Source organism: Undibacterium hunanense (assembly GCF_014284335.1).
Lineage (GTDB): Bacteria > Pseudomonadota > Gammaproteobacteria > Burkholderiales > Burkholderiaceae_D > Undibacterium > Undibacterium hunanense.
In genome coordinates, this window is the sequence record NZ_JACOGF010000015.1 from 1 (window position 1) to 12,945 (window position 12,945).

General features: G+C 50.7%; 13 protein-coding genes. 8 read left to right on the top strand and 5 right to left on the bottom strand.

The window, feature by feature from the left end:
• From H8L32_RS22785 to aroG, 3 genes are all read left to right on the top strand, one after another.
• The coding region (locus H8L32_RS22785; RefSeq protein ID WP_186949734.1) for a cellulose synthase subunit BcsC-related outer membrane protein at nucleotides 1-217 on the top strand (217 nt) is incomplete at its 5' end.
• A gap of 3 nt (nucleotides 218-220) precedes the next feature.
• Nucleotides 221-670: a tetratricopeptide repeat protein gene (locus H8L32_RS22790; protein ID WP_186949736.1), complete on the top strand. Its 450-nt coding sequence runs from the start codon at nucleotides 221-223 to the stop codon at nucleotides 668-670.
• A 656-nt stretch (nucleotides 671-1,326) separates the two neighbouring features.
• Nucleotides 1,327-2,388 (top strand): 3-deoxy-7-phosphoheptulonate synthase AroG, encoded by a 1,062-nt coding sequence (gene aroG, locus H8L32_RS22795; RefSeq protein ID WP_186949738.1) that lies wholly within the window; start codon nucleotides 1,327-1,329, stop codon nucleotides 2,386-2,388.
• A gap of 85 nt (nucleotides 2,389-2,473) precedes the next feature.
• On the opposite strand, the gene H8L32_RS22800 is transcribed toward aroG, so the two are convergent.
• Entirely contained in the window at nucleotides 2,474-3,292 is an 819-nt protein-coding gene (locus tag H8L32_RS22800) for an Imm49 family immunity protein (protein WP_186949739.1), read from the bottom strand.
• Nucleotides 3,293-3,434: 142 nt separating this feature from the next.
• Here H8L32_RS22800 and H8L32_RS22805 point away from each other — a divergent pair, with 142 nt between their 5' ends.
• The 3 genes from H8L32_RS22805 (at nucleotide 3,435) to H8L32_RS27880 (ending at nucleotide 6,283) form a co-directional block, all read left to right on the top strand.
• On the top strand, nucleotides 3,435-4,196 hold the full coding sequence (locus tag H8L32_RS22805; RefSeq protein WP_186949740.1) for a CPBP family glutamic-type intramembrane protease: 762 nt from the start codon (nucleotides 3,435-3,437) through the stop codon (nucleotides 4,194-4,196).
• 3 nt (nucleotides 4,197-4,199) lie between these two features.
• On the top strand, nucleotides 4,200-4,340 hold the full coding sequence (locus H8L32_RS22810) for a hypothetical protein (RefSeq protein ID WP_186949742.1): 141 nt from the start codon (nucleotides 4,200-4,202) through the stop codon (nucleotides 4,338-4,340).
• 77 nt (nucleotides 4,341-4,417) lie between these two features.
• Nucleotides 4,418-6,283: an eCIS core domain-containing protein gene (locus H8L32_RS27880; RefSeq protein WP_230412377.1), complete on the top strand. Its 1,866-nt coding sequence runs from the start codon at nucleotides 4,418-4,420 to the stop codon at nucleotides 6,281-6,283.
• A 186-nt stretch (nucleotides 6,284-6,469) separates the two neighbouring features.
• Here the strand turns inward: H8L32_RS27880 and H8L32_RS22820 are convergent, their stop codons facing one another.
• The gene (locus tag H8L32_RS22820; protein ID WP_230412378.1) at nucleotides 6,470-7,159 is read right to left on the bottom strand and encodes a retropepsin-like aspartic protease family protein; all 690 of its coding nucleotides are present in this window, start codon (nucleotides 7,157-7,159) and stop codon (nucleotides 6,470-6,472) included.
• A gap of 6 nt (nucleotides 7,160-7,165) precedes the next feature.
• Nucleotides 7,166-7,651, bottom strand: coding sequence for a YajQ family cyclic di-GMP-binding protein (locus tag H8L32_RS22825; protein WP_186949744.1), 486 nt, complete (start codon nucleotides 7,649-7,651; stop codon nucleotides 7,166-7,168).
• Nucleotides 7,652-7,821: 170 nt separating this feature from the next.
• On the opposite strand from H8L32_RS22825, the gene murB reads away from it, so the two are divergent.
• The gene (gene murB, locus H8L32_RS22830) at nucleotides 7,822-8,850 is read left to right on the top strand and encodes a UDP-N-acetylmuramate dehydrogenase (protein WP_186949746.1); all 1,029 of its coding nucleotides are present in this window, start codon (nucleotides 7,822-7,824) and stop codon (nucleotides 8,848-8,850) included.
• A 138-nt stretch (nucleotides 8,851-8,988) separates the two neighbouring features.
• Complete coding sequence (locus tag H8L32_RS22835; protein WP_186949748.1) at nucleotides 8,989-10,545, top strand: C13 family peptidase; 1,557 nt, start codon at nucleotides 8,989-8,991, stop codon at nucleotides 10,543-10,545.
• A 104-nt stretch (nucleotides 10,546-10,649) separates the two neighbouring features.
• Here the strand turns inward: H8L32_RS22835 and H8L32_RS22840 are convergent, their stop codons facing one another.
• Both H8L32_RS22840 and H8L32_RS22845 read right to left on the bottom strand, forming a co-directional pair.
• Nucleotides 10,650-11,687, bottom strand: coding sequence for a M48 family metallopeptidase (locus tag H8L32_RS22840; RefSeq protein ID WP_186949750.1), 1,038 nt, complete (start codon nucleotides 11,685-11,687; stop codon nucleotides 10,650-10,652).
• Nucleotides 11,684-12,787 carry a YjgN family protein gene (locus H8L32_RS22845; protein ID WP_186949752.1) on the bottom strand — a complete coding sequence of 368 codons (1,104 nt, stop codon included), beginning with the start codon at nucleotides 12,785-12,787 and terminating at the stop codon, nucleotides 11,684-11,686. The genes H8L32_RS22840 and H8L32_RS22845 overlap by 4 nt, the downstream gene beginning before the upstream one ends.
• Nucleotides 12,788-12,945: the final 158 nt, after the last annotated feature.

Consider the following 12,945-nt stretch of genomic DNA (forward strand, 5'->3'; position numbering starts at 1 on the left):
TGGGCAAACGAGGTCCGCGTTCGCCTTCAAGATCAATGGTGCGGCAGAATACCAGCTGACCCCGCATTTATTCCTGGGAGGCCGTTTAACGGCAGACAACTCGGGAGACTTCAACGATGCGGCGGCGACGGTGTACCTGCGCTATAGTTTCGAGACCAGAAAGTCCCCGGTTGCCTTCCCACCGGTTACTCCTAAACCTTATTATTCTGGAAATTAAATCGTGAAAGCCACCACCTCCTTATTTCTCTCACCATCAAGACTGGCATCCATGTTGGGTGCCGCTTTGCTGGTCTGGTCTGCCGCTGCACTGGCGCAAGACCCGAACGCAGAAGGCCGCAGGTTCCTGGCAGAAGGTAATACCAGTGACGCCAGCAAGAAATTTGCCGAAGCCGCCAAGGTCAATCCCTTTGATGCTTCTGCCCTGAACAACCAGGCGGTGGCACTGGCCGCCCAGGGCGATAGCGAAAAAGCCCTGAACCTGCTGGAAAGAGCCAATCGCCTGAGCCCCAATCGCGCCGATATTGCCGCCAATCTGAATGAATTACGTAACTGGATGAACCGCAATAGCCCGCAGATTGCCGCCGTCCAGAGAAAAGCCCCGGTACCCGGTGCCTACCCCATACAAGGGGGCGATATCCCGCCGGAACCGCCACCATTGTGGAAGAAATGAGAAAAATGCATAAGTAAATAACGGCAACATCCTTGCAAATTGCCTGATTTTGATGCACTATTGACTCGGATAGCCCTTACCAAAGGGCAAAACAAGGCAAAAACAATTATTTAATCAATCATTGATATGAAACACGTTGTTTTCTTTTTCTTCTTTTACTTTAGCTATTCCAGGCCAACGGCGGTGGGAAGACGGTAAGCACTCGAAGAAAAAGCGCTAAACCAGAATTCTAAAAAACCGCCCGATCAGGCGGTTTTTTTTTGCCTGAATTTTTTACAGAATAAACGTAACGCATAAAAGCAAGACCTCTCAACACAGAGACACGGAGACACAGAGAAAGACAAGAGAAGGGCGAGCCAGTGGGAAAGGCATCGGCACTCTTAGTTATACGAACGTACTCTATGCCCCTCTGTGTCTCTATGCTTCTGTGGTGAGATTTTGGGTAAATCAAAACCTCTCAACACAGAGACACCGAGACACAGAGAAAGGCAAGAGAAGAGCTGATGAGTGTGATGATATGGAAACTCTCTTGGTTTTTCTCTGTGCTACCTCTGTGTCTCCGTGCCTCTGTGGTGAGATTTCAGGTCTTTAACAGTTTTCTAGTTTTCTTATTTTAATTTTCTTATTTAAATTTTTAGTATCTGACAGGAGTTAACATGCAGCGCACCGACGATTTACGTATACGCGAGATGAAGGAACTGGTTCCACCATCGCATTTGATCCGTGAATTTGCCTGTTCCGAAAAAGCTTCGGAAACCGCAGCCAATGCCCGCACTGCCTTGCATCGCATCTTGCACGGGCAGGATGACAGACTGATGGTCGTCATCGGCCCTTGTTCCATCCACGACACCAAGGCAGCGATGGAATATGCCCATAGACTGGCCGCAGAACGTGGCCGTTTTGCCGGTGAACTGGAAATCATCATGCGCGTGTATTTTGAAAAACCACGCACCACCGTCGGCTGGAAAGGTCTGATCAACGACCCCTACCTCGACAACAGCTTCCGCATCAATGACGGCCTGCGTATTGCCCGTGAACTGCTGCTCAACATCAATGAACTGGGCTTGCCGGCCGGTACCGAATACCTCGACGTCATCAGTCCGCAATACATCGCCGACCTGATCAGTTGGGGCGCGATCGGTGCCCGCACGACTGAATCGCAGGTACACAGGGAACTGGCATCTGGCCTGTCGTGCCCGGTCGGCTTTAAAAACGGTACCGATGGCAATGTCAAAATTGCTGTTGACGCCATCAAGGCTTCGTCACAGCCGCATCATTTTTTATCCGTCACCAAGGGCGGCCATTCAGCCATCGTATCCACCAATGGCAATGAAGACTGCCACATCATCCTGCGCGGTGGCAAAACACCTAACTACGATGCAGCCAGTGTTGATGCCGCCTGCAAAGACATTGCCAACAGTGGCCTGGCATCACGCCTGATGATCGATGCATCGCATGCCAATAGTTCCAAGAACCCGGCCAACCAGATTCCTGTCTGCGCCGACATCGCCAAACAAATCGCCGAAGGCGATACCCGCATCGTCGGCGTCATGATCGAATCCCACCTCGTCGCCGGTCGCCAGGACCTGGTGCAAGGCAAAGAACTGGTCTACGGCCAATCCGTCACCGACGGCTGCATAGACTGGGACTCCAGCATCCAGGTACTGGAAGGCCTGGCCGAAGCGGTCAAGCAAAGGCGTTTGAAGCAGGCGTATTGAAATTACCAGACTCCGTCAGGGTATAGGGTTACTCCGGTCATGACGGCATGAATAAGCTTTTAGGGGTATTTGTGCCGTTATGAATTCATGCATATGATTTCATAAAATCATATGGGTCAGTGTATGAATCGAGCGGAGAGATTGGCAACCATTCCTTCGGAATATAAGGGCTATCGATATTGACTTCGTAACCGTGATACCAGGCAAGCTTGCTATATAAAATTGCTGGGGTACAAATCAAGCCAGCGGTGTATCCACCTTCTAACGCGTCACGTCTGGCGATATATTTGTTTGTGACCAAGATATTAATAACTGCCTCCATCCTAGCAACATCGCCTTTAGCTAAGGCAAGATAAAATTGATGATCAATGATGAACTTTTTCTCCCTGCTCCCATTGGGTGGATTGGCAAGCAAACGTTCGCACCGGTCACCAAGAACATCCCATTCTCCGCGAAGTCCTACAAAAAATTGCTTGGTCCAATAATCGTATCGCCCTGTATTGTTCACGTATTTTTCGCCAAAAGCCTGGTCGTAATTTGAATACCAACGAATTAAACTAAGATTGTCTGATACCAAGAAAAACATGCCATGTAAAGCCTTGTTCTCATTTGCCATCGTTCCAGCGGTTTGATTAAAAGGTGGCTGAGTCAAAATAAATGCTAACTTGCTGTGCACATAAAACCAATTTTTAAGCTCAGCCAAATTTTCAGTATGAAACCAAGACGAAATGCCTTTTGCGGTTGCGAAGCTACTGAGTCGCAGAATACAACTAGAGGCGTTATCCTCATTCGCACTAATTCGATTGTTTAAAGAAAGGATTCGTTCAGGTTGAAAACTGTCCCCGTTGAGGTGTTCATCAGTGTGGGTTAGTCGAGCCAATGCTTTTTCATTGAGAATCGTCATATGAAGGTAATTTTTCTATTGAATACATATTATGATCTTGGGGTTCGAAGATTTGAGCAAGGATATCCATGCTTTGCAAAGCAGTCTGCGCAGATGTTATTAGTCTAATGTAATCGCACGCATATGGGATATCTCACAGACAATGCATTTGCAGTTTTTAACGTACAGCACATTCAAGCCAATGAAATTTTTTGAGTATGTAAAGCGCGAAAGCGGCGATTTCAAACGGTTTCTCGTTCATCCACAAAGACGTAAGCCCAATACGGAAAGCCTGACAGCAATTGGCGCACGTTTGCTATTTTTGTTGGCGCTGACACTTCTTTTCGGTATTTTTATCTCTGTGTTGAGCACCGAATTTTTCATGGACTGGGCAGGTGCAGAATCAAAGATGGATATGAAAGCGAAATATCTGCCCACCCGTGAGTTGCTTATGGTGATTTTATTTGCGCCCGTTATGGAAGAATTGATTTTTCGTGCGGGATTGCGCAAGGCAAAATACAGCTTGTTCGTTTGCCCACCGTTGCTTGCGCTGGCCTTATTGGCGCACAAAGTAGCTCTGGTTCTGGCGATAGTAATATGCGCGATTGCCATCATCGATTTTTTTGTAAGAAAACGTGCAGATGTTGAAGCGAAAACTGCACTTAAATTTGCGCGTGCCCGTAGCTACTTGCTTCGTTTTCCCTGGATATTCTGGTTTTATAGCCTGTGCTTTGGCTTTGTGCATATGTCGAACTACACCGTATCCGGAACACCAGGTTTGCTGATGATTGTTATCGTCGCCCCACAATTTTTTGCGGGATTGGCGGTTGGTTACCTGCGCTTGCGCAATGGCATTCTAAGCGGCATGATTTTGCACGCTTCGTATAATTGCGTGCTGGTGGCAATATCAATGGCTGCCCGGTGATTCTTGTTCAATTCACGACCGTCCGATATTGCAAGCCAGCTTGCTATTGGTGCCAACCTCATCACCACCACACGTACACTGGCATTCAAGGATGCAGAATGTACCGGCAAAGACATGAGCTGGGACTGTGAACTTACCGAATAAAGTTATTTATCTAAGCCAAAAAAGTTATAAAATGGTTAGCAAATTCAACTATTTGTTATGATTCTCTGAGGCAAGCGATGCGTATCACCACACCTGTACAGCAAGCCAGCCAACAGAAAAATCAAGCTGAACCTGTATCTCAGCGCCTATCTACAGTGGTTGATGCCCGCCCGCAAGCTTTGATGCACAGGCAAATACAAGAGCGGGCGAACAATAGCCCTCAAGCTGTGGCGCAAGCTCAATTGCAAAAAAAGGCTGACAATAGTCCGCAAGCCAGGCAACTCAAGGCGCATAGCGACTTGCTGCAAGCCAGACCCACCACCGCGCAGCGCCAAGTACAACAAACGGCGCCAGCATCCACCGCAAATAAAACCGGCATGCCCAACCAGTTGAAGACGGGTATCGAATCCCTGTCTGGTATGAGCATGGATCATGTGCGGGTGCACTATAACTCTGCACAACCAGCGCAATTGAATGCCCATGCGTATGCGCAAGGCAGCGATATCCATGTTGCGCCAGGCCAGGAAAAACACTTGCCGCATGAGGCCTGGCACGTGGTACAGCAGGCACAAGGGCGAGTGCGCCCCACCATGCAAATGAAAGGCGCAACACCGGTCAATGATGATACCGGGCTGGAAGCGGAGGCTGATGTCATGGGTGCGCGGGCGCTGCAGATGGCGGCAATGCCTGTTACAGAAGGTATTTCTCCCAACTTCATGCAAGCAAATAATGTCGCTCCAGTTGGTAAAGGCAGCGTGCAAAGAAAGCTGATGATTGGCAGTGAACCTTATTCCTACCAGGAAGACACGGAAAAGGTTCACAACACCGCCCCGGATAAGGAAAGCAGCTTCATTCCTTTGGTCAAGCCCAAGGCGAAAGAATGGTCATCGGACGCATGGAAAAGGCAGTACACGAACGTAGGTGAATTCCAGAACCATATATCTGGGCAGCCAGTCAATTGTGGGTTGTTTCCGTCTCTGGGCTTGTGGTATCGACTGCCATTTAATCCGGGAACGCCTTTTGTTTTGGCAGAAAACCACGAAACTAAAGTGACGTCGATCATGACAGAGAGTAACCGTAAGGGCAGCATTCTGCATGAGGGCAATGGCGTCATTCCTATCAAGTCAAAGAACGCAGCACAGAAACCTGATGATCCAGCCGGTTTTCATAAAACAGCAATGGAGTCAGTAATCGCCAAGACGCTGTTTGGCGTAACGTTTCATCCAGCTGCAAAAATGAAACCAGCAAAAAAAGCGGAGCACGAAACGGAACTGTCTTCAGTTTGGCTAGGGAAATACGCCAATGCCCGTGTCAAAGGTAAAGACGTGCACCAAAGGCCGTACTATCAAAATGAGCGCGGCGTTAAAGTCATACTGGGTGAAAATTCAGACGTGGCTTACAGTTCAATAAACTCTATGTTAAGAGTTAAAGCACAGTTTGACGAAGAAGCAGATAAGTATATTAAGGCTAATGAGGTAGCAAAACCAGTACCAGCCAATTATGTAAAAGGAACAAAAGCAGCATTGAATTTGTGGTGGGCCGCGATGTTGGAAGTGAAAGATTTGTATGCTGCACCAGTCGAGGATGCCGAGGCAATAAAAAATAAGGGAAGTGAAATTGCAACATTAAGGAAAAAACTCATTCCTAAATTAAAAAATCTATTTAACGAGGAGTATAAGGACGAAATTGGTGGCTTGGAAAAGCGAAAAGATGCTGTTAGTTTGAAAGGACTCAATGCCGAGATGGTTGAAACCCTGGCCATGCGGGATCTTGCCATGTTGACCGTTATCCTCAACAAGAAGAAGGACGGGTGGGGGGATCACGAAATGATCGCCATGGGTTTTGAGCATGTAAAAAACCTGCACACCCCACTGACCGATGAAGCAGAATTGCAAGTGATAACCAGGGAGAAATTTATTAGCGATAGCGAGAGCGCGCTTTAATCTTTCAATGAAAAATCACAGAAAAAAATCTAGCCCGTAACGACCAGATTTCACCATAAAACTATATTCGAAAAAACGAATACAGTTGATCTTGATGCCATTCACCCTCCTCGGCGAAGCCCGGTACTTGCTTTTGTATAGTCGAAACTATGCAAGCAGGTCTGGTTTATTGAGGTACGCGCTTACTCAAAACCTCTTCGTCAACGTCATCTGGTCCCCTTCGCGGCGCATTTCCATGCGGTTGAGGAAGGACATGCCCAGCAGGGGGATGGTCAGGCCTTTTTCTATGACGGAGGCTTCGACCTGGTGTAATTCGACGTCGCCGATCTTGATGGTGTCGATCTTGACCAGGTAGGTGTCCACCAGGCCGCCGGCGGTGTTGGCGCGGCCGGGGCGGCCTTCTTTATATTTCAGCCCCATTTTGACGGCTTCGCTGGCGGGCAGGGCGATCAGGCTGGCACCGGTGTCGACCAGCATGCTGACGCTGACGCCGTTGATGACGGCAGGCGCCATGAAATGGCCACGGTCACCGGCTTTCAGGATGACGGAATTGCCGGAACTGGCGGCAGAATGGTGGACTGCCTGGCCGATGATCAGTACCTGGCGTTTGCCGTTGATGACGACGGTGGCAGATTCACGGTCCGCTTCGACCAGTTTGCTGTCACCATTGATGGTGGCACCGACTGAATAGGTTTTGGGGGCTGCGCCATCCACGACCAGAATGGCTTTTCCGGGAAACAGGCCAACTACGCCGATATCGGTCGCCAGGCTGCTGCCTGTTATGGTCAGCATTGAAAGCGCTGCGGCTATCGTCAGTATGGCTTTGCGGGCTGGAAGGCGTGGTACACATAAGCGTGGTACATATGTCAGGCGCATGGTGGCTTAATCCCTGAAGTTGTTGAATTCCAGTGGCAAATCCTTGATTTCTTTGCGCAGCATGGCCATGGCACCCTGCAGATCATCGCGCTTGGCGCCGGTGACACGTACGGAATCACCCTGTATGCTAGCCTGCACTTTAAGCTTGCTGTCCTTGATGGCTTTGACAATTTTCTTGGCATCTTCGGTTTCTATACCGTTTTTGACCTTGATGCCTTGCTTGACCTTGTCACCGCCAATTTTTTCGATCTTGCCCAGATCCAGGAAGCGCACGTCGACATTGCGTTTGGCCAGGGTCATCGTCAATTCGGTACGGACCTGGTCGAGATGAAATTCAGAATCGCCATAAATAGTCAGTTCACGGTCTTTTTGCTCTACCTTGGCGCTGCTGCCTTTGAGGTCAAAGCGGTTGGTGACCACTTTGTTGGTCTGGTCAATGGCATTCTTGACATCCACCATGTTGGCTTCGGATACGGTATCAAATGAGGGCATGGTTGCTTCCTTGCTAAAAATATGAATTGAGGACCTGATCAAAACTGCCATAGCGAGGTGTCGCAAGGCTTTGGGGCAATTTCGAGTCTGTCCTGTGTCTGTCCTATAAGTAGCTGCATTTTAGCAAATGCAAGCAAGCTAAAGAGCGCTAAGGCTATAATTTCGGGCATATGACGAATTTATCTACACTCCAGGCAGATTATCCTCTGCAAAACTTGAATACTTTTGGTATTGCAGCCCGCGCCCGTCAGTTTTTGCAGGTGGAAAGCCCGGTGCAATTGCGTGCCGTGTTTGATGACCCCGCTTTGCGGGCCACGCCGCGGCTGATACTGGGTGGTGGCAGCAATGTTGTGCTGTCCGACCAGGTGGATGCCCTGGTCCTGCAAATGTGCCTGAAAGGGCGGCGGATTGTTGATAACAATGACCAGCGTGTGCTGGTGGAGGCCGCTGCCGGTGAAAACTGGCATGAATTTGTCTTGTGGACCTTGCAACATGGCCTGGCCGGGCTGGAAAATCTGTCACTCATCCCCGGCACCGTTGGCGCTGCACCGATACAGAATATAGGTGCCTATGGGCTGGAAATGCAGGATGTCTTTGATAGTCTCACCGCTTTTGATTTTATGACTGGCGAGATGGTGCAACTGGACAAGGCAGCCTGTCGTTTTGCTTATCGGGACAGTATTTTCAAACATGATTACAAGGATCGCATGGTCATCCTGGCGGTGCGTTTTGCCTTGCCCAAGCCCTGGCAGGCCAGGCTGGCGTATGCGGACGTGGAACGGTATTTAAGTCAGCGCGGCGCGAGCGATCCTTCGCCTGCTGAAATCAGCGACGCCATCATTGCCATACGCCAAGCCAAATTGCCAGACCCGGCAAAGACAGGCAATGCTGGCAGCTTTTTCAAAAACCCGGTGGTGTCTGGCGCAAAACGCGACAGCCTGCTGGAGGTATACCCCACACTGGTCAGTCATGTGCAGGGTACTGGCGACTACAAGCTGGCTGCAGGCTGGCTGATCGATCAGTGTGGCTGGAAGGGCAAGCATCTGGGGCGCGCTGGTGTATATGAAAAACAGGCGCTGGTATTGGTTAACCGTGGTGGTGCCAGTGGTGCAGATGTGCGTGCGCTGGCCAGCGCAGTGCAGGCCGATGTGCTGGCAAAGTTTGGTGTGGTGCTGGAAGTGGAACCAGTATTTGTATAGGGAAGCTCTGATTAAGCTACTGCGCGACGCTTAGTTAGAGATTCATTAGAGATTCATCAGAGATGCCCGAGCACTTTGCTTTAGGTTAACACGCCCTAAAACTCATTCTTCAATCTGCTTTATCCAACAGGATAGTGAATGTCAGAATTCTTACCCGCCAATGCCAGTAACGATGAGCCGTTGAACAATCAAGATGATCAACCCGGCCAGGATGCAGGAGGTGAAGGGGCGAATGCGTCTTCCATGCAGCGCCTGCTGACAGAAGCCTTGCGCGTGAGCATGTGCCGTGCGCCGCGCTGGGACGGCTTGCCCGCTTCGCCTGGCCTGGTCGCCGGTTTGATGATCTTGTACCTGCTGACGCATATTGCCTTGCAGCGCGTGATGATTATTGGCCCGGCACAGTTTTACTGGCAGGTATTTGCTTCTGGCTGGTTTTATTTTGCTGCACTTGCCTGGGGCTGTTATCGTTTGCGACCGGTTCGTCTGGAAGCACAGGAAACGCATTTGGGCAAGGCGGGCACTTCCATGGCCCCGGATGCCAGTCATCTGTTCACCCTGGCACTGGCGCAGGATCTGGTGCTGAACGTGGCGCTGCTGTCCTTCTCTGCGGTATTGGTGCGTGCGGGCTGGTATGACTTGTCTGGCTTCAGCCTGCGCATGCAGTGGCTGGTGTATCTGGCCCCGTCCATTCTTGCCTTATGCATACAACTCCTGTTTTTGTGGCGCGCAGGCGATCGTCGCAAGCCGGGTATGCTTGTGGTGGTGGTCGTCATGCTGATCGCACTTGGGCTGGATGCCAGCACCCGTTCCATGAACTTCTGGTACCCGCGCCAGCCTGCCAAATCCAGTGAAGATGCGACCGATAAATCACCAGAAATCACACAGGAAATCTTTGAACAGCAGACCGCTTTATTGACAAAGAAACTGGCCGATATACAGCCGCAAAGACCTGGTACCATCGATTTATACAGCCTGACCTTTGCCCCTTACGGTGAAGAAAATGTCTTCCTGAATGAAACCAGCATGGTGTCACAGGTGATGGCGCAGCGTTTTGATGCGCAGGGGCGTAGTCTGCAACTGGCGAATAACCCCGGCACCATGACTTCACTGCCATGGGCCACGCCGCTGAACCTGCAAAGAGCCATTGCGCATATCGCCACGCGCATGGATGTGAATGAGGACATCCTGTTCATGCACCTGTCTTCGCATGGTGCCAGTGACGGCGAACTGTCAGCCGGCATGTGGCCATTGACCATCAAACCCGTGACTCCGGCAGATTTAAAACAATGGCTCGATGATGCCGGTGTCAAGTACCGCGTCATTTCGATTTCTGCCTGTTATGCGGGTAACTGGGTGGCACCTTTGTCGGATGCAAATACCCTGGTGATGACGGCATCGGACGCTGACCATACTTCATATGGCTGCGGCAGTAAATCCGACCTGACCTTTTTTGGACGCGCCATGTATGACGAACAGTTGCGCAAGCAAACCCTGTCATTTGAAGCCGCCCATGCAGCAGCACGCCCCATCATTAAACAGCGTGAAGAAGTCGCTGGCAAATCAGATGGGTATTCCAATCCGCAAATTGCTGTTGGTGAACAGATACGTGCACGTCTGAAATTGCTGGAACAGCGCTTGCAGGCGCAAAAACCTGCACAGGCTGGCGATGTTGCTGCGATCAAGACCGAGCCATAACCGAGCCATAACCGAGCCATAACCGAGCCATAACCGAGCCATAACCGAGCCATAACCGAGCCATAACCGAGCCATAATTAAGGCCCTGCGTTAAGACTTTGTTTTTAAGGCTCGGTTTTGTCGCTGCTCCTGCCTCTGTCATAGCCACGTATGCGCATGACGCGGTCGCTGCCGGCGGGGTGGCTGGACAGGTAGGGTGACATGCCGGGTGCGAGGGCATCCAGTTTTTCAAAGGCGACGGCCAGGTGCTCGCGGGCGATGCCGTTGGCGTCCAGCATTTTCATGGCATAGTCATCGGCTTCTGTTTCAGCGTCGCGTGAATACTTCAGGTCCAGCATCAGCGTCGGTATATTCGCCACTACCGCTGACACATCACCAAACAGCAGTGTTGCCGTGGCACCCACTGCCGAGCTTTGTATGATGCGGCGGGTCAGGTGACGTTCGTGCAGATGGCCCAGTTCATGTGCCAGCACACCCATGATGGCTTCATCATCATTCATCAGCTTGATGATTTCATCGGTGACGATGATGTCGCCTGACGGCAGGGCAAAGGCATTCGGGCCTATGGTGCTTTTGCGAAATACCAAGTGATACGTGGGGCTGTCACCACGCGGTGGACGCAGCCGCTGGAAGCGTGCGCTCAATTCTTCCTGCCTGGCGGCGGGTAGAACAGAAGGCTTGAAGATATGCTTATCCAGAAAATCCAGCATACCATCACCGAGCTTGCGTTCGACAGATACCGGTGTGGCAAATGCCACCACACGTGACGCGGCTGGCAAGCCATACATGTAACCCAGTGTCAGTACGATAACCGTGCCTGCCAGCGCGAACAGTGTACCGGTCCAGCTTTGCTGGAGTTGTACCACAGTGGAATCCTGGTAGCCGGTGTTGCCGAGCATGGTATTGAAGGTAGCGTGGTCAGTGATTTCCAGATAGGCACCATCGCTGAAGGTGACTTTGCGCGGTGCGTGGCGGGTACGTTCTGAGACCCGCAGTTCCGTCAACGGGCAACTGCGGGTGATGCCTTCGTGCAGGTCATTCGTGATCTCGCGCACATAAGCGGTGTCGCCTATTACTGAAAATTCCACCCGGTACAGGCGCGAGGTTTTGCCATCAAAATAGATGGCGGCAACTGTGTTCATAGAGATAAATCAAAATCCAGTAAATCGGCCATGCCTTCGCCGGCTGCGTTGACTTGTTCCTGTGTTTCAGCGATGAAGTTGTCCAGGCTGCCGTTGACTTCCAGCTCCAGGCTTTCAATACGGTAGCGCAACGCACGAATCTGGGCAAATGGAATAAACAGGCCCAGTGTACAGACGATGGCCAGCACATTGGTGACGGCGATAAAGCTCATGCGGCTCCATACCATATTGTTTTTGAATTGATGTTCACCCAGTTTGGTATGGTTCCAGATCAGGTTTTGCAGCAAGGTCAAAAAGATAGGGTAAATGGCAAACAGCCACAGATACAGCACAAACATAAACAGGAACATGGATGACACCGCACCGAATACTGAGCCTGGTCTGCCATGGCCATCGCTGTTGCTCGCCACTGCAGCCAGGGCCGCAACCGTGCTGCCAAAGCCGACGCAGATAACGATTACGCCGACGATCATGATACCGATGCCCAGCAGATAGGCTTTATAGAACTGGCCTACGCCCGCATCAAAAGAAAAATGCGTGCTGCCGAAACGGCTTTCATTATGCTGGAACTGCTTCAGGCGCTGGTGAAAGACCGGTGCCAGCAAGTACAGGCTTAAACCTGTCAGGAAAGGCCACAGCAAGAACGTCGTATATGCCTGACCGGCAGTACCACGGAAACCAAAGCGTATGCCACGATAGCTGGAGTTATACAGTTTGAACTGCAGGCTTTTCCAGACCAGCCACGGCATGATGGCAACCATCAGTGCCATCATGGCAAAGCCCAGGCCAATTGAAAATTTGAAGGCCAGTTGATAGCCAAAGATAAAGACAAAGGCGACGATACGACCCTTTAGGATGGCGATGGCATTGCCATGGTATTCAAAACTGCTGCCGCCTAACTGGGTGCTGGAATACAGATAGCGGTTGCGGCGTACTTTGGCCCAGGCAGAATAAATGCCCAGTGTGATGATGGTCAGCAATAAGTTGACGATCCAGATACGGAAATATTCGCTGCCGCTGCCCTTGAATTCAAGTTGCAGTGTCCCGCTGGACTGATGCTGATGACTTGCTGAAAAGTCATTATTTTGAAAGGTATCCATGCTTGTGTTTTCCCCATGCACTTATTTTTTTAGAGCATGGACAATCGCATGGGGTTGGTATTAAGTCAAGTACATTAATTGTCTATCCATCCAAGGCAGCCGGCTTTGCCACAAACGCTGGCAGGTGGATGGATGATGTGTCTCTATGGCAATACGCT

Excerpts from the sequence above, each read along its gene's own strand:
- H8L32_RS27880 (WP_230412377.1), top strand. The coding sequence starts at position 4,418 with ATGCGTATCACCACACCTGTACAGCAAGCCAGCCAACAGAAAAATCAA.
- H8L32_RS22820 (WP_230412378.1), bottom strand. The coding sequence starts at position 7,159 with ATGCGCCTGACATATGTACCACGCTTATGTGTACCACGCCTTCCAGCC.
- aroG (WP_186949738.1), top strand. The coding sequence starts at position 1,327 with ATGCAGCGCACCGACGATTTACGTATACGCGAGATGAAGGAACTGGTT.
- H8L32_RS22800 (WP_186949739.1), bottom strand. The coding sequence starts at position 3,292 with ATGACGATTCTCAATGAAAAAGCATTGGCTCGACTAACCCACACTGAT.
- H8L32_RS22825 (WP_186949744.1), bottom strand. The coding sequence starts at position 7,651 with ATGCCCTCATTTGATACCGTATCCGAAGCCAACATGGTGGATGTCAAG.
- H8L32_RS22845 (WP_186949752.1), bottom strand. The coding sequence starts at position 12,787 with ATGGATACCTTTCAAAATAATGACTTTTCAGCAAGTCATCAGCATCAG.
- H8L32_RS22835 (WP_186949748.1), top strand. The coding sequence starts at position 8,989 with ATGTCAGAATTCTTACCCGCCAATGCCAGTAACGATGAGCCGTTGAAC.
- H8L32_RS22840 (WP_186949750.1), bottom strand. The coding sequence starts at position 11,687 with ATGAACACAGTTGCCGCCATCTATTTTGATGGCAAAACCTCGCGCCTG.
- H8L32_RS22805 (WP_186949740.1), top strand. The coding sequence starts at position 3,435 with ATGCATTTGCAGTTTTTAACGTACAGCACATTCAAGCCAATGAAATTT.
- murB (WP_186949746.1), top strand. The coding sequence starts at position 7,822 with ATGACGAATTTATCTACACTCCAGGCAGATTATCCTCTGCAAAACTTG.